General features: G+C 66.1%; 14 protein-coding genes. 11 read left to right on the plus strand and 3 right to left on the minus strand.

The features are described from left to right. Positions 1 to 8: 8 nt before the first annotated feature. From cobN to LDH66_RS14225, 3 genes are read left to right on the plus strand one after another with little or no spacing between them, the layout of a single operon-like run. Positions 9 to 3,905: a cobaltochelatase subunit CobN gene (gene cobN / locus LDH66_RS14215; RefSeq protein WP_226481728.1), complete on the plus strand. Its 3,897-nt coding sequence runs from the start codon at positions 9 to 11 to the stop codon at positions 3,903 to 3,905. Positions 3,906 to 3,965: 60 nt separating this feature from the next. Further along, positions 3,966 to 4,715, plus strand: coding sequence for a precorrin-8X methylmutase (locus LDH66_RS14220; protein ID WP_226481729.1), 750 nt, complete (start codon positions 3,966 to 3,968; stop codon positions 4,713 to 4,715). Then, on the plus strand, positions 4,712 to 5,515 hold the full coding sequence (locus tag LDH66_RS14225) for a cobalt-precorrin-7 (C(5))-methyltransferase (protein WP_226481730.1): 804 nt from the start codon (positions 4,712 to 4,714) through the stop codon (positions 5,513 to 5,515). Before LDH66_RS14220 ends, LDH66_RS14225 begins: the two co-directional genes overlap by 4 nt. A 101-nt stretch (positions 5,516 to 5,616) precedes the next feature. Here the strand turns inward: LDH66_RS14225 and LDH66_RS14230 are convergent, their stop codons facing one another. The 3 genes from LDH66_RS14230 to LDH66_RS14240 all read right to left on the minus strand — a co-directional run bounded on the left by LDH66_RS14230 (position 5,617) and on the right by LDH66_RS14240 (position 7,208). Continuing rightward, on the minus strand, positions 5,617 to 6,174 hold the full coding sequence (locus LDH66_RS14230; RefSeq protein WP_226481731.1) for a hypothetical protein: 558 nt from the start codon (positions 6,172 to 6,174) through the stop codon (positions 5,617 to 5,619). 245 nt (positions 6,175 to 6,419) lie between these two features. Continuing rightward, positions 6,420 to 6,587 (minus strand): hypothetical protein, encoded by a 168-nt coding sequence (locus tag LDH66_RS14235; protein ID WP_226481732.1) that lies wholly within the window; start codon positions 6,585 to 6,587, stop codon positions 6,420 to 6,422. A 60-nt stretch (positions 6,588 to 6,647) separates the two neighbouring features. Further along, positions 6,648 to 7,208, minus strand: coding sequence for a DUF1802 family protein (locus LDH66_RS14240; RefSeq protein WP_226481733.1), 561 nt, complete (start codon positions 7,206 to 7,208; stop codon positions 6,648 to 6,650). Between the two features lie 220 nt (positions 7,209 to 7,428). Between LDH66_RS14240 and LDH66_RS14245 the strand changes: the two genes are divergently transcribed. From LDH66_RS14245 to cobJ, 8 genes are all read left to right on the plus strand, one after another. Next, complete coding sequence (locus tag LDH66_RS14245; protein ID WP_226481734.1) at positions 7,429 to 8,790, plus strand: cobyrinic acid a,c-diamide synthase; 1,362 nt, start codon at positions 7,429 to 7,431, stop codon at positions 8,788 to 8,790. A gap of 272 nt (positions 8,791 to 9,062) precedes the next feature. Then, on the plus strand, positions 9,063 to 9,845 hold the full coding sequence (locus LDH66_RS14250; RefSeq protein WP_226481735.1) for a 3-oxoacyl-ACP reductase family protein: 783 nt from the start codon (positions 9,063 to 9,065) through the stop codon (positions 9,843 to 9,845). Positions 9,846 to 10,028: 183 nt separating this feature from the next. After that, entirely contained in the window at positions 10,029 to 10,724 is a 696-nt protein-coding gene (gene cbiT, locus LDH66_RS14255) for a precorrin-6Y C5,15-methyltransferase (decarboxylating) subunit CbiT (RefSeq protein WP_226482017.1), read from the plus strand. Next, positions 10,721 to 11,545 carry a cobalt-factor II C(20)-methyltransferase gene (locus LDH66_RS14260; protein WP_226481736.1) on the plus strand — a complete coding sequence of 275 codons (825 nt, stop codon included), beginning with the start codon at positions 10,721 to 10,723 and terminating at the stop codon, positions 11,543 to 11,545. The genes cbiT and LDH66_RS14260 overlap by 4 nt, the downstream gene beginning before the upstream one ends. Beyond that, positions 11,542 to 12,441 (plus strand): cobalt-precorrin-4/precorrin-4 C(11)-methyltransferase, encoded by a 900-nt coding sequence (locus LDH66_RS14265; RefSeq protein WP_226481737.1) that lies wholly within the window; start codon positions 11,542 to 11,544, stop codon positions 12,439 to 12,441. Before LDH66_RS14260 ends, LDH66_RS14265 begins: the two co-directional genes overlap by 4 nt. 222 nt (positions 12,442 to 12,663) lie before the next feature. Next, complete coding sequence (gene cbiG / locus LDH66_RS14270; protein WP_226481738.1) at positions 12,664 to 13,662, plus strand: cobalt-precorrin 5A hydrolase; 999 nt, start codon at positions 12,664 to 12,666, stop codon at positions 13,660 to 13,662. Continuing rightward, the gene (locus tag LDH66_RS14275; RefSeq protein ID WP_226481739.1) at positions 13,659 to 14,540 is read left to right on the plus strand and encodes a precorrin-3B C(17)-methyltransferase; all 882 of its coding nucleotides are present in this window, start codon (positions 13,659 to 13,661) and stop codon (positions 14,538 to 14,540) included. The genes cbiG and LDH66_RS14275 overlap by 4 nt, the downstream gene beginning before the upstream one ends. 16 nt (positions 14,541 to 14,556) lie before the next feature. Further along, positions 14,557 to 15,600 carry a precorrin-3B C(17)-methyltransferase gene (cobJ, locus tag LDH66_RS14280; RefSeq protein WP_226481740.1) on the plus strand — a complete coding sequence of 348 codons (1,044 nt, stop codon included), beginning with the start codon at positions 14,557 to 14,559 and terminating at the stop codon, positions 15,598 to 15,600. Positions 15,601 to 15,612: the final 12 nt, after the last annotated feature.

Here is a 15,612-nt window from a genome sequence, read left to right on the forward strand (position 1 = left end):
AAAGTACGATGACACGGATCGGGATCTATACCGCGACGGAGAACGAACTCGGCTCGATCGGCCGGGCCGCCCAGCGCCTCGAGGACGTCGAGCTGGTCGTCCGCTCGGAGAGCGACCTCGAGGACGAGGCCGACGTCGAGGAGTTCGTCGAGGAATTGCACGACGCCGCGGCGGCGATCTTCTGGCTGCACGGGGCCGAAGACAGCATGCCGGGCTACGACTACGCGACGGGGGCACTCGAGGAGGCGAGCGTGCCGCTGATCGTCAAGGCGACCGGCGACGCCTTCGCCTTCGAGGACACGACGGTCTCGGAGGCACACCGCGATCTCGTCTACGACTATCTGGAGAAGGGCGGGACGATCAACGTCGCGAACCTGTGTCGGTTCCTCGCCGCCGAGTACGAGGGCCGGGACGTCGAGTACGACGACCCGACCGAACTACCGACGGAGGGCGTCTACCACCCCGACCATCCGGGGATCGAGTACGAGGAGTTACTCGAGACGCACGACCCCGACAAGCCGACGGTCGCGGTCTGGTTCTACGAGTCCCACTGGACTCACGAGAACACCCGGTACGTGGACGCGCAGGTCCGAGCGCTCGAGGAGCAGGGGGCCAACGCCCTGCCTATTTTCTGTAACCCCGCCACGGACACCGACGAGCAGGAAGACGCCGAGTGGGTGACGGACAACTGGCTTATTGACAGCGACGGACAGTCCATCGTCGACGCCGTGCTCTCCTCGTTCATGTTCTCTCTCTCGATGGACGAGCGCGGCCGTAGCGCCGACGACGAAGGCAGCAGTGCGGAGGACGTTTTCCTCGACCGCCTCGGCGTACCGGTCCTGCAGACGGTCACCACGATGCGCTCGCGCTCGCGGTACGAATCCAGCGACACGGGCGTGATGGGCTTCGAACTCGCCCTCTCCGTGGCGCTGCCGGAGTTCGACGGGAACGTGATCACACACCCGATCTCCGGCAAGGAGCGCACCGACGACGAGGCCGGCATCGGCTCCGCGCCGAAACACCACTTCCCGATCGAGGACCGGATCGACCACGCGACGCGCCTCGCGGTCAACTGGGCCGAACTCAGACACACGCCCAATGAGGAGAAGCAGGTCGCCGTCGTCCTCCACAACTACCCGCCGAGCGACGACGGGATCGGGACCGCGTTCGGCCTCGACAGCCCCGAGTCGACGGTCAACCTGCTCGAGGAACTCGACGCCCGCGGCTACGATCTGGGCGACGAAATGCCCGAGGACGGCCAGACGCTGGTCGAGAAACTGACCGCACAGCTCACGCTCGAGGACCGGTGGGTCGCGCCGGAGGACGTCCGCGATCTTTCCGTGGATGTCGTCTCACCGGACACCTACGAGGAGTGGTTCACTGACACCGACGAACGCTTCCAGGAGAACATCATCGAGGAATGGGGCGAGGTCCCCGACCGCCCGTTCGCAATTCCGGGCGTCGAGTTCGGCAACGTGCTGGTTACCGTCCAACCACCGCGCGGATTTGGGATGGACCCCTCGAAGGTCTACCACGACTCGAACCTCCAGCCGCCACACGATTACTTCGCTTTCTACGGCTGGCTGCGCAACACGTTCGAGACCGACGCGGTCGTCCATCTGGGAACCCACGGCAGCCTCGAGTGGCTCCCCGGGAAGACCGTCGGGCTGAACGGCGAGAGCGCGCCCGACCAACTGATCGACGATATCCCGAACGTCTACCCCTACATCGTCAATAACCCTGGCGAGGGGACCCAGGCCAAGCGGCGCTCCTACGCCGCCATCGTCGATTATCTGACGCCCGTGATGCGAAACGCGGGCACCTACGACGAACTCTCTGAACTCGAGGAACTCGCGAACCAGTACCGCGAGGCCGGGATGGAGGACGCTCGGAGCGACGACGGCGAACACCTCGCGGACCTCATGCGGGAGAAAGTCGAGGAACTCGACCTCGCCGTCGAGTTGGGTATCGCCGGCACGATCGACGAGAAGGCCGACGTTCGCGGGCCCGACGAGGCCGGCTCGACGCTGGCTGAAGGCGACGTCGACGGCGACGAGGTCGATATCGACGAACTCGTCGAACGGATCCACGAGTACCTCACGGACGTGAAGACGACCCAGATTCGGCTCGGACTGCACACCATGTCCGAGCCGCCGGAGGGCGAGCGCCTGACGGAGTATCTGGTCGCCCTGACGCGACTCGAGAACCCCGGCGCGCCGAGCCTGCGCGAGAGCGTCGCCGGCGCGCTGGGCGTCGACTACCAGACGATGCTCGACTCGCCCGGCGAGTACGCCGAGGACCTCGGGATGACCTACGCCGAGGCCGCGGACGTCGTCTACGAGACCAGCGTCGACCTGATCGAGACGCTCGCCGAACACGACTTCGACATCCCGGTCTCGGAGCGCGAAGCGGGGCCGGACGACGAGGTGAACGTCAACCTCCTGATCGTCGACCTCGAGACGATCGGCGACGGGCGCGCGAAATCGGGCGCTCACAACGATCTTCGGAAGGCACTCGCGTACATCTGCGAGGAGGCCCAGCCCCGCGTGCAGGGGGCCGAAGACGAGATTCCGCGAACCGCGGACGCCCTCTCGGGCGAATACGTCCCGCCCGGGGGCTCCGGCGCACCGACCCGCGGCGGCGTCGACCTGCTGCCGACCGCGCGGAACTTCTACACGCTCGACCCGCGCAAGGTGCCCGCGAAGGCCGCCTGGCAGGTCGGGAGCGAGGTCGCGGAGGGCGTCCTCGAGCGCCACCACGACGAAAACGATGAGTACCCCGAGGAGATCGGCGTGGTTGCCTGGGGGACGCCGACCGTGCGCACTCGTGGCGAGACCATCGCCCAGGTGCTCGCGATGATGGGCGTCGAGCCCCAGTGGACCGACGCCGGCCGGATCGACGACGTCGAGCCGATCCCGCTCGAGGACCTCAATCGCCCGCGAGTCGACGTGACAACCCGCGTCTCGGGACTGTTCCGCGACGCCTTCCCGGCCGCGGCGGGCGTCATCCACGACGCCGTCGACGCCGTCGTCGACCTCGACGAACCCCTCGAGATGAACTACGTGAAGAAACACGTCGAGGAAGAGCAGGCGGAACTCGAGGAGGAAGAGGGCCTCGACGAATCCGACGCCCGCAAGGCGGCCAAACACCGCGTCTTCACGACCCGGCCCGGCGGCTACGGTGCCGGGACGAACAAGGCCGTCGACGAGGGCAACTGGGACGACCGCTCCGATCTGGCCGAGGTGTACGTCCAGTGGGGCGGCTACGCGATGGGATCGCGCGGCCGCGTTTCGGACGCCCACGACGCCTTCGAGCGCCGCCTCTCTTCCGTCGACGCGACGGTCAAGATCGAGGACACGATGGAGCAAGACGAGTTCGACTCCTCGGACTGGTACGCCTTCCACGGCGGCTTCATCTCCGCCGTGAGCGAGATCTCCGGCACGGAGCCCGCCTCCTACGTCGGCGACTCCTCGGACCCGGATAATGTCGACGTCTACACCAACGAGGAGAAGGTCCGTAAGGCGATGCGCTCGCGCGTTCTGAATCCCGACTGGCTCGAGTCGATGGAGGAACACGGCTACAAGGGCGCGGGCGACCTCTCGACGACGGTCGACGTGACGCTCGGCTGGGACGCGACCACCGGCGTCGTGAGCGATACGCTGTGGGAAGAAGTCGCCGAGAAGTTCGCCTTCGACGACGCTCGTCAAGAATGGATGCGCGACGTGAACCCGTGGGCGCTCGAGTCCATCACGGACACGCTGCTCGAGGCGATCGAGCGCGATCTGTGGGACGCAGACGACGAGACGATCGACCGACTGCGCGATCTGAACCTCGAGGTCGAGGGCGACCTCGAGGCGCGGACGACCAACGAGGGCGTCGGTGCGGAGGTGTCGACCGATGACTGACGACGGAAGCGAACCCGTTCGGCCGAGTACCGATACTCGAGGTCCGGAGTGTGATACCAAATGACCGATAGTCAGGAGTTCGAGGAGGAGTACGCCGATCTGGGCGCGACGACGCAGAACGCGATGGACATCGCGGAAACGAGCATGGACATCGTCCGGCAGTTCGTGCCGGACGAGACGCTGGCCGACCGCGTTCGGCAGAAGTCGGTCCACTCGATGGGCGACATCGAATTCCAGCACCTGATCGAGTTCACCGGCGGGGACGAGATCGGTGATGACGAGGACGCGCCGGTCCGCGCCGGCGCTCGAGCAGTGCTCGACGAGGCCACCATCGTGACCGATATCACGATGTCGAAAGCCGGGATCACCGGCCGCGGCCACAACTGCGAGAAGCGGAAGGCGATCGGCAACGGCGCGGAGCTGGCGAAAGAGACCGGGATGACCCGCACCGCGGCCTCGGTGCTCGAACTCGACAAGCAGGGCGTCTACGACGGCGCGATCGCGACGATCGGCAACGCGCCGACGGCCGCCTTCGCGCTGGCGGACTGCATCGAGGACGGTACCCGACCGGCGGCCATCGTCGCGACTCCCGTTGGTTTCGTCAAGGCCGAGGAGAGCCGCCAGCGCATCCGCGAGGTCAGCGAGGAGTACGACGTCCCGGCGATCACCAACGTCGGCCGCCGCGGCGGGAGCGGACTGGCGGCCGCGCTGACGAACGAACTGATCCACGTCGCGAAGGACGTCCGAACCGACGAGATCGACCTCGAGCTCGACGCCGAGACGCGGGCCGCGGACGGCCGGAACCGATGAGCGGCGAGTACGACCTCGACGCGGGACCGGATCCGGCGACGTTCGCCGCGGGAGCGGCGGAACCCGATCTCGACGAGAGGGCAGACGACCCTGTCTACGCCGTCGGCGTCGGCCCTGGCAACCAAGAGTATCTCACGCCCCGCGGCGAGCGCGCGATCCGCGAGGCCGACGTCGTTGTCGGTTTCACGACGGTCGTCGAGTTCGTCGAAGACCTGACCGACGCCGACCTGCTGACCTGCGGCTACAAGGACGAGGCCGAGGCTCTCGAGGCGTTCGGCGAGCGCGTCGCCGCCGGTGAGTCGGGGACTGCGGTCGCAATGGGCGACCCGAACCACTCGGGCTACCAGTTCGTCGGGAAGGTCCAGGATACCGTCGAGCGTTCGGACCCCGATGTCCCGGTCCGCGTGATCCCTGGCATCTCCTCGATCCAGATGGCCGCCAGCCGCGCCCGGACGCCGATGGAGGACACCGAGTTCGTCACGCTCCACAAGAGCGGCGACCTCGAGTCGGACATGGACCGCCTCGCGGCCGCGGTCGACGACCGACACCTGCTCGTGCTCCCGCGGCCGTACGACCGGATGCCCGGCGATATCGCCGACTTCCTGCTCGAGGCGGGGGCTGATCCCGATCTCGAGGCGCTGGTGCTCGAGAAGCTGACCCACGACGACGAGCAGATCCACCGGTTCACGCTCGAGGAACTGGCGGAACACGCTGGCGGGAGCGGAAAGAACGACACGCCGTTCTCCGATCTGGTCGTGCTCGCGGTTCGACGGCTGGTCGCGCCGACGTCCTCGACGTAGCATCATCGGTTCCGTTTCCGGTTCCGGAATTCGTCGCGGTCTCCGGCGACTGTCGTCCATTGACTGCCGTCCGACCGGATCGGTCACGCGGTGGAGCGCTGTTATTCCGGGGCCGCCCAACCGAACTCGAGCCATGCGATGCCGAGACCGAACAGTAACATGCCAATCGCGTCCGTGGGAGTGCTTCCGTGGGCGACGATACTGATCGGCGAACCGAAAAGGAGGACGAGCGGGATCGCGGGTGCTCCCGATCGACGCAGGAGGACGGCGATCGCGAGAACTGCGACGAGGTTGCCGACGGTTCCAAGGAGTGCCAGGATGCCGGCGACGCCATCGATCGGATTCATGAAAATCACCTCGACGACCGTTGCAACGCCCTCTTGTTGGTCGGTAGAGAGACCACGTGACTCGCGGAGCAGGACGGCCGTCGCGATGCCGGCGATCGCTTCGAACGCGAGATAACAGACGAGATAGATCCCGATCCCGATTCGCCCGATCGTCGCGATCAGTCCCTGATAGCCGATCAGTAGCACGTACAGGGCGACGCCGAGCAAACCGAACAGTGGAAGCAACAGGGCGTGAACGATGAACCACGTGTCCGCGATCGGTGCGAGGGTGATAAACGGGTCGTCACCGGCTGCCGGATGGAACCACAGCACGATTGCGAGGAGAATCGGTGTTCCCAGGAGTACGAGCCATCGGCTTACGAGCCGTAGAAACGGTTCCCGTGTGTCAGATCTTGTCGACCACACTGGTTTTTTGATTGTCATTTAGGTAGACGATACTATTCGACAGTCGCTCATAAAACCGGAGGATGCGCTACGGACGGTCTCGTCGGGCCGTCGAACGCGATCCGGCCTGCTCTCCGTCACGGAAGATTGCCTACCGAAAAATCGTCCGATTGCTACTCGTCGCCCTCGTATTCGCGAAGTACTGACGACACGGTGTTCGACACTTCCTCGAGCGCGACGGAGTGGGTCTTCCTGAGGTCATCGTCGTCCTGTGCCTCGCCCAAGTGTCTGAGCGCCTCGCGGAGGTGTCGTTCGGTGTCGGTTCCTGTTTCTTCGTTCATAGTTCGAGCGGCGAATCGTAACCGATTCGAGCGGTTAAGTTCGTCGGTGGTTCAAATCTCTCACTCGAGCGCGTCCCGAACCGCTGCCCGCCGTTCGGCGAACGTCGCGTCGTCCAGTACGGGAGCGGTCGATGCGAGGTCGATGTCGACGTCATCTTCGAGTTCGATCCAGGCGCGACAGCCTCGATAGCTGCCGCGCTCCTCGATGAGCCGCGGCGACTCGAGCGCCGACACGCGGAGCAACAGCACCCACAGGTCGTCCTCGGGATCGTACTTGTCGCGCAGGCCGTCGGGCGTGTAGACGTAGTGGCGCGCGAGGGCCTCGAGATCGTCGCTCGAGACGGCGTACTCCGCGCGGACGTCGGCGACGGCTCGGATCGGCACGCCCGCGTCGGGTTTGGCGCTCGCCCGGTGGTAGTAGTCCTCGTATCCGGACTGATAGCGATCCGGCTCCTGATGCGTGTAGGCCGGATAGAGGACGAACTGATCGTCGATCGTTCCCGGATCGAGGGTCGGATGGCGAACGAGCACCGTCTGCGCGCCATCGAGCAGGGCGTTGACGACGCCGGCGCGTTCTTTCAGCGCGGGGATCGGTACTGTTGCGGATTCGGGGCTGCTCATATCCCGGGCCAATGCAGGGCAGTTTCAACTGTATTTCGACTGTCCGGTCACCGGCCTCGACTCGAGGCGATTCGGTGACGACCGTCGCGAGCGCAATCGCGGCCACCGACGGATTCAAGTCCAGTTGTACTAACCCAACGACAATGAACGTCGTGCGTACCGCGGATATCGCGGCCGAACGGATCGTCGAGACGGCCGATTGCGTCTCGGAGGGGCAGCGATGAAGGGATTCGTCCTCGGCGGCGTCAGCTCCGGCGTCGGAAAGACGGTCGCGACGCTGTCGATCGTACAGGCGCTCGAGGACGCCGGCCACGAGGTCCAGCCCGCCAAGGCGGGGCCGGACTTCATCGATCCGAGCCACCACGAGGCGGTCGCCGGTCGCCCGTCCCGAACCCTCGATCTGTGGCTCTGCGGCGAGGACGGCCTCCGGCGGAATTACCGCCGCGGCGAGGGCGATATCGACGGGTCACACTCGTCTGCCCGGGGGACGACGTCCCCCGATGTCTGCGTCGTCGAGGGCGTGATGGGCCTCTATGACGGCGACGGATCGAGCACGGCCATGGTGGCCGAAGCGCTGGACCTCCCCGTCGTTCTCGTCGTCGACGCGAAGGCCGGGATGGAGAGCGTCGCAGCGACCGCGCTCGGCTTCCGCGAGTACGCCGCCACCATCGGCCGCGATATCGAGGTCGCCGGCGTCATCGCCCAGCGCGCTCACGGGGGTCGCCACGAGCAGGGGATCCGCGACGCCCTGCCCGACGACCTCGAGTACTTCGGTCGGATTCCGCCGAACGACGACCTCGAGATTCCGGATCGGCACCTCGGACTCGAGATGGGTGAGGAGGCCGCCCTGCCGCGGGACGCGCTGCGGGAGGCCGCTGAGTCGCTCAACGCCAAACGACTGGCCGACGTCGCGAGCGAACCGCCCGCACCCGAGACGTCGTCACCGGTCGACGGTGCCGCCGAGCCGGTCGACGCTACCGTCGCCGTCGCCAGCGACGCGGCGTTTTGCTTCCGGTATCCGGCGACTATCGAGCGGTTCCGCGAGCGGGCCGAACTGGTCACGTTCTCGCCGATCGCCGGCGATCCCGTCCCGGACTGCGACGGGGTTTACTTGCCCGGCGGCTACCCCGAACTCCACGCCGACGCACTCGAGTCGGCCGGGACCCTCTCGGAACTCGGCGACCGCGCCGCCGACGGCCTGCCGGTGCTCGGCGAGTGTGGCGGCCTGATGGCCATGAGTCAGTCGCTGACGACGGCCGAGGGCGACCGTAGCGAGATGGCCGGCATCCTCCCCGCCGACGTGACCATGCACGACCGGTATCAGGCGCTGGATCACGTCGAACTCGAGGCCATGGAGGGAACGCTCACCGCCGACGCCGGCGAGACGATTCGGGGCCACGAGTTCCACTACTCGAGCGCCGCGGTCGACGGCGACGCCCGGTTCGCCTTCGAGACGGTCCGCGGCGACGGCATCGACGGCGACCGCGACGGCCTGACCGAGTACGAATCGCTCGGGACGTACGTCCACGTCCATCCCGAGAGCGGGGCATTCGATCGGTTCCTCGAGGAGATCTGCCGTTAACCGCGCGGTCGTCTCCGATCGCTACAGTTCGTCGTCGGACCGGTGCGGCGATCCCGCTGCTCGTTTCCAGTCCGGTTCGACGGACGTTCGTCCGAGCGGGCGGCGTTACCGGTAGCACGGCGAGTTCGACGTCTCGGTCGGGACGGCGTGCCACGGTCGCATCGAGAGACCTCGTTCCTCCCTCCCAGTCGGAGACGAATTACGGAGTGGTATTCACGCCTGCTGATAGACAGTCAAGCAGTTAACACGAATGGGGGTGTAGTGCCGGCCGGATGTCCGAAACCGTCTCCCGACTCGAGCCCCCGTCGCGTCGCCCACTGACCGATCGAACCTGCCTCGTAACGGGATCCTCTCGCGGAATCGGTCGCGAGATCGCGTTCGAACTCGCTCGTTGCGGTGCCGACGTGGCGGTGAACTACCGATCGTCCGAGGAATTGGCACGCGAGGTGACCGAGACGATCGAAGAGAACGGCGAGACGGCCGTCCCCGTGCAGGCGGACGTCTCGGAGCCGGCACAGGTCGAGCGGATGGCCGCGGAGATCCGCGAGGAATTCGGCGAAATCGACGTCCTCGTCAATAACGCGGGGATCACGATCGACCGGACGTTCGAGGACATGACCTACGAGGACTGGCAGACCGTCATCGACGTCAACCTGAACGGGACGTTCAACTGTACGAAGGCGTTCTACGACGACATCAAGGCCTCCGATCACGGCCGACTGATCAACATCTCGAGCGTCGTCGGCCAACAGGGCAACTACGGGCAGGCCAACTACGCGACCTCGAAGGGCGGTCTGTTCGCCTTCACGCGGACGCTGGCGCTGGAACTGGCCAGTCACGGCTCGACGGCCAACTGCGTCGCGCCCGGCTTCACGGAGACGGACATGCTCGAGAAGGTCCCCGAACGCGTCCAGGACAAGATCCGCGAGGACATCCCGCTGGATCGGTTCGCCGAACCCGCGGACATCGTCGGCATGGTCCGATTCCTCGCCGGCGATCAGGCAGAGTACATGACCGGGCAGGTACTCGGGATCAACGGCGGGATGGAGTGGTAGGGTCGCAGTGAGCGCGTCGGGTCGAATCGATCCGACGGTCGCTCGAGCGCCCATTTCGGTTCGACCTGACAGTCCGATCGAATTCGACAACTCTCGTTGTCCTACTCCAACTCCATCTGGGCAATCGCAGTTGTTCTACCCCAAACAAAATTGTTTTAGGGACGGACTCTGTTCCAACGGATGATGCCACCCATCGCGCTTCCACACGATGCGAAGGCCGGACCGACGAAGTCGGAGGTCCGGGCCGTCGTCGGTTCGAAGCTCGCGCTCGAGCCGGACGATCACTTCGCGGAGGTCGGCTCCTGTACGGGAGCCGTCACGATCGAAGCCGCACAGCGAGCCGGGCGGGTGACCGCTCTTGAGCGGAAACCCGAGCGACTCGAGACGACGGAGCGGAACCTCGCGGCCAACGAAGAGTCGGTACGCGCCGACGTCGAACTGCGGAACGCGGAAGCGCCCGAGGGACTGCCGGACGACGCCGACGCCCTCTTTCTGGGCGGGAGTCGGAACTTCGAAGCCGTCCTCGATCACGCCGTCGAGACCGAGATTGACCGCGTCGTGATGAACGTCTCGCGGCTCGAGGTCGCTGGGAAGGCGACGGAAGCCTTCCGCGAGCGCGACCTGCTCGAGGAGGTCGTTCAGTTTCAAGTGAGCCACGGCTACGAACTCGCCGGGGCGACGAGTTTCAATTCGGATAACCCGGTGTACATGCTGGTCGGGAGCGCGACCCCCGACGAGGAGACTGACGAAGACGACGGCGAGAGAGTCGCCGCCGACGGGGGTGAGCGATCCACCGGATCGCGATCCTCGTCGGAGCAACGCTCCGACGTAGGTCGAATCGCCCGCGGCGATTCGAAAAGCGGAGGGAACGGCCAATGACGCTGTACGGCGTCGGGCTCGGTCCCGGCGAGGCCGACCTCGTCACGGTCCGCGGGAAAGAAGTTCTCGAGAACGCTGACGTGGTCTACTCCCCGGGCCGCCTGTCGCGGACGGTCGCACTGAAGCACGTCGACGAGTCGAAGATCGGGGATCTGGACTTCCCGATGACGAAAGACGAGGAGAAGCTGCGAACGGCCTGGAAGGAGGCCGCGGCGGAGATCGCGCCCAACGCCCGCGACGGCAACGTCGCCTTCGTCACGCTGGGCGATCCGAACGTCTACTCGACGTTCGGCCACCTGCGTCGGACGATTGACGCCTTTCATCCGGACGTCGAGTTGGAGATCGTCCCCGGCGTGAGCGCGGTGACGGCCTTCGCGACCGCGATGGGGGTCGAGATCGAGGCCGGCGCGGGGCTCTCTCTGCGCGAGGCTGCGTCCGGCCACAGCCCGACGGGCCCGGACCGGATGATCCTCTTCAAGGTCACCGACGCGCCGGCGACCCACGAGGGGCTCGTCGAGGCCGGCTACGACGTGACCTACGGCCGGCGGCTGTTCATGGAACAGGGCGAGACCCTCGTTACCGACGATCCCGCGGAGATCGACGAGCGCGACTACTACACGCTCGCCTACGCCGAGAAGGAAGACCTCGAGGTCGAGCAGGCGACGGCCGCGTTCCAGACCGACGACTCCGAGGCCTCGGGCGAGGACGACTCGACGGCGAGCGGTGAGCCGGTGACCGACGGAGGAAAACGAGCCGACCTCGAGCGCGCCGAGGGCTGCGAGGGCGGCGACTGTGGCGGACACCGCGGAGGAAACCGATGACTGAGGACGATACACCGAACGACCCGCAGGACGCGATCGACTCGCAAGGCGAAGCCCGCCGCGAGGAACTGGACGACCGGATCTTCGAGCACAGCGCCGGCGACGAACAGGAGGGGATTCCCTTCGTCGGTGCCGGCCCCGGCAACCCGCGCTTGCTGACCGTCGCGGGTAAGGAACTGCTCGAGGAGGCAGACCTCGTCGTTCACGCGGGCTCGCTGGTCAACAGCGAACTCCTCGACGAGTACTGTGGTCACGCCGAACTCGTGAACTCAGTCGGGAAGGACCTCGAGGAACTGATCCCACTGATGCGGGACGCCTACGAAGAGGGACGGAACGTCGTCCGTCTCCACAGCGGCGATCCCGCGATTTACGGGGCCGCGCTCGAGCAGATGGACGCCCTGGAACACGAGGGCGTGCCGACTCACTTCGTGCCCGGCGTCACGTCGGCGTTCGCGGCCAGCGCGACGCTGCGGACGCAACTGACGCTCAATGAAGTGTCGAACCACGTCGCGTTCACCCGGCCGCAGGGCAAGACCCTGATGCCGGAGGAAGACCACATCTCCGACTTCGTGGAGATGGGCGACGTGACGACCTGCATCTACCTCGGCACCCACGCGGTTCGGGATACGATGGACCGCCTGCTCGAGGACGATCACGACCCCGAGACGCCGGTCGCGGTGATCTACCACGCCTCGTGGCCGGACGAGGACGTGATCATCGGCGATATCGGGACGATCGCGGACAAGGTCGAGGAGGCGGGGTATCGGGCTTCGGCGCTGGTCGTCATCGGCGACGCCGTGACCGGCGCGGGCTACGAACGATCCTTCCTCTACGGTGATTGGGCCAATCGCGGTTCTTCGGAAAATTCGGCTGAAACGGAGGCGAGTGATGACTGAGATGATTCGGACTCGAGACCGCAACCACGGTGAAAGCCCCCAGTTCCCTCGACTCGGGGGCCTCGCTGCGCGTCTCGGTCGGTCGCAGGGCTCCCTCCCTGCGGTGCTTGCTTCGTCCGCCTTCGCCGAGGGAACTGGCCCCTTTCAGTCCCACCAGAGCGGTGGACTGGACGGGTCGATTGGACGTGGAACGGACAATTTCGATACGACGGAGGTTACACAATGAGTTCAGGAACTGAGAACGCGGAGACGACGGACGATTCGGGATCGGACTCCGGCGGCGGACACTGTTCGACGGCGGATTCGGACGGCGAAGTCGCCGAGGAAATCGCGATCATCTCCTTCGGCCGGAAGATGGACACCGCCGAGGAGATCAAATCGGAGATCGGCGATCGCTACGAGGCGATCGACATCATCGAGTACCACGGCGACGTCTTCGAGGAGCACTGGGGCGAGTACGACTGCTTCATCGGCCTGATGGCCTCCGGGATCGCGATGCGGAAGACGGCCCACCTGCTCGACGACAAGTGGGAGGATCCCGCGATCTGCGTCGTCGACGAGGAACTGACGTGGGCCATCCCGATCACGGGCGGCCACCACGGCGCGAATCAGGTCGCACAGGACCTCGCGACGATGGGCGCGATCCCGGCGATGACCACCGCCTCGGAGGCGGCCGGCAAACAGGGCGTCGAGTCCCGCGCGAAGGCGATGGACACCCACGTCGTCAACGGTGACTCGACGGTCAAGACCAATCTCGCCGTTCTCGACGAGAACCTCGGTCCCGTCGAGCGACTCGAGGGCCCGAAGGCCGTCCTCGTCGGTGACGACGTGACGGTGCTCAAGCGCAACAAGGACGACGGCTGCGTCCTCGGCACCGGCAGCGTTTCGGGGGCGAGCAAGGAGTCGTTCCTCGCCGCGTGGGAGGAAGCCCTCGAGCGGACCGACTACGACGTCGACGACGTCGAGTTCGTCGGGACCGCGACGCGGAAGGAAGACGAGGAAGGGCTGCTCGAGGCCGCACAGGAACTCGATCTCGGCGTGGTCGCCTTCGACAAGGAGACCCTGCTCGAGCACGAGGGGCCGACGCCCTCGAAGTCGAAAGAGCTGATCGGCTGGCCCGGCGTCTCCGAGGCCTCCGCGATCGCGGGCGGGGCCGAACAGGAACTCGTTCTCGAGAAGATCAGTTACGAGAACGAGGTCACGGTGGCGATCGGCGAATGAGCGGGACCGAGAGCGAATCGGCCGATGGCACGGCCGGCGGCACACCCGACGACCACGGCACGCTCTACGTCGTCGGCATCGGCCCCGGACTGCCGGATCACATGACCAAGCGGGCCAAGGAGGTCATCGAGTCCGCGGACGTCGTCATCGCCTCGAGCCTCTATCAGGAGTTCCTGCGCGACGACGGCACCCTGCTACCGGAGGAGGAGACGGACGATGACGGAATCGCGGTCCGCGACGATGGCTTCGAGCAGGAGATCATCCGCTCGACGATGGGTCGGCAGATCGAACTCGCTCGCGCGGCGTTCGACCACGTCCGCGAGGGGAAGGACGTCGCCCACGTCTCGGGCGGCGATCCGTCGGTCTACGGCAAGTCCGACCTCATCTTCAAGATGGCCGACGAGGACGATGCCACCGACATCCCGATCGAGATCGTCCCCGGAATCACCGCGGCACTGGGCGGGTCGGCGAACGTCGGCGCGCCGCTGTGCAACGACTTCTGTACGGTCTCGCTGTCGGACAAGTGGCGCGGCTGGGACGAAATCGAGGAGAAACTGCGCGCAGCGGCGATCTCGGACTTCGTGATCGTCCTCTACAACTGCTGGCGAAACTACGAGCAGGCCGTCGAGATCGTCCGCGAGGAGCGGACCGACGACGCCGCCGTGGCCATCGTCAACGACGCCGGCCGGGCGGACGCCGGCCGCAACGGCGAGAGCCAGTTCATCACTACCCTCGGCGAGGCCGCCGACCACGACGACAAGGTGTCCGGAATGGGCACCTCGCTGATCATCGGCAACCACGAGACCGAGACCTGGCGCAACGACGACCGAACGTACCTCGTCACCCCGCGCGGCGGGCGTGACGTCGACGACTTCTGAACCCGATACCACACACATGAGTACGGATACTAACGCGGACGCCGACGACGAACCGACTTCCAAATGCGGAGCCTCGAGCAGCGAGAACGCCAGCAGCGAGGCGAGCACCGATAGCTCAAGCTCGAGCGGCTGCGGAGCCTCGAGCAGTACCGACGACTCGAGCACCTCCAAATGCGGTGCATCAAGTTCCAGTTCCTCCTCGTCCTCGAGCTGCGGTGCCTCGAGTTCCGACGACGAGAGTTCGAACGAGAAGGAGGTCGGCTCCACGGTCGAGGACTTCGACGCCGAACCGGGCCAGCTGAGCGCCGTCGGTCTCGGTCCCGGCCACCCGGAAGGGATGACCGATCGCGCGAAGACCACGCTGCTCGAGGCCGACCACATCGTCGGCTACACGACCTACATCGATCTCATTCCGGACGAGATCACCGAGGAGGCCGACGAGCTGTACGACACGCCGATGTGCGGCGAAGTCTCCCGGACCGAGGAGGCCATCGACCGCGCGCTGGCGGGCCACGACGTCGCCATCGTCGGCAGCGGCGACCCCAACGTCTACGCGCTCGGCGGGCTCGCACTCGAGATCCTCGAGTCCAAGGGCGCGACGGCGTCGATGGTCGACTTCGAGGCCGTGCCGGGCGTCCCGGCGGCCCAGTCCTGTGCGGCCCGGCTGGGCGCGCCGCTGGTGAACGACACCGTCTCGATCTCGCTGTCGGACCACCTCGTGCCGATGCCCGAGATCGAGTCCCGACTCCACTCCGCGGCCAAGGAGTCCTTCACGATCACGATCTACAACCCCTGGAGCCGCAAGCGCCGGGAGAACTTCGAGAAGGCCTGCGAGATCCTCCTCGCACACCGCGACGAGGACACGCCGGTCGGCATCGTCCACGGTGCCGGCCGCGACGACGAGCAGGTGATGATCACCGAACTCGGCGAACTCGAGGCGTTAGGCGAAGACGAGATCATCGACATGACGACGACGATCGTCGTCGGCAACGAGGACACCTACGTCTGGGACGACCGGATGGTCACCCCGCGCGGCTACGAGACGAAGTACGACTACTGAGCAGCACGACCG

Origin of the sequence: Natrinema amylolyticum, assembly GCF_020515625.1 — an archaeon.
GTDB classification, from domain to species: domain Archaea; phylum Halobacteriota; class Halobacteria; order Halobacteriales; family Natrialbaceae; genus Natrinema; species Natrinema amylolyticum.

Excerpts from the sequence above, each read along its gene's own strand:
- cobJ (WP_226481740.1), top strand. The coding sequence starts at position 14,557 with ATGAGTACGGATACTAACGCGGACGCCGACGACGAACCGACTTCCAAA.
- LDH66_RS14240 (WP_226481733.1), bottom strand. The coding sequence starts at position 7,208 with ATGAGCAGCCCCGAATCCGCAACAGTACCGATCCCCGCGCTGAAAGAA.
- LDH66_RS14275 (WP_226481739.1), top strand. The coding sequence starts at position 13,659 with ATGAGCGGGACCGAGAGCGAATCGGCCGATGGCACGGCCGGCGGCACA.
- LDH66_RS14260 (WP_226481736.1), top strand. The coding sequence starts at position 10,721 with ATGACGCTGTACGGCGTCGGGCTCGGTCCCGGCGAGGCCGACCTCGTC.
- LDH66_RS14245 (WP_226481734.1), top strand. The coding sequence starts at position 7,429 with ATGAAGGGATTCGTCCTCGGCGGCGTCAGCTCCGGCGTCGGAAAGACG.
- LDH66_RS14225 (WP_226481730.1), top strand. The coding sequence starts at position 4,712 with ATGAGCGGCGAGTACGACCTCGACGCGGGACCGGATCCGGCGACGTTC.
- LDH66_RS14250 (WP_226481735.1), top strand. The coding sequence starts at position 9,063 with ATGTCCGAAACCGTCTCCCGACTCGAGCCCCCGTCGCGTCGCCCACTG.
- LDH66_RS14235 (WP_226481732.1), bottom strand. The coding sequence starts at position 6,587 with ATGAACGAAGAAACAGGAACCGACACCGAACGACACCTCCGCGAGGCG.
- cbiG (WP_226481738.1), top strand. The coding sequence starts at position 12,664 with ATGAGTTCAGGAACTGAGAACGCGGAGACGACGGACGATTCGGGATCG.
- LDH66_RS14265 (WP_226481737.1), top strand. The coding sequence starts at position 11,542 with ATGACTGAGGACGATACACCGAACGACCCGCAGGACGCGATCGACTCG.
- cobN (WP_226481728.1), top strand. The coding sequence starts at position 9 with ATGACACGGATCGGGATCTATACCGCGACGGAGAACGAACTCGGCTCG.
- LDH66_RS14220 (WP_226481729.1), top strand. The coding sequence starts at position 3,966 with ATGACCGATAGTCAGGAGTTCGAGGAGGAGTACGCCGATCTGGGCGCG.
- cbiT (WP_226482017.1), top strand. The coding sequence starts at position 10,029 with ATGCCACCCATCGCGCTTCCACACGATGCGAAGGCCGGACCGACGAAG.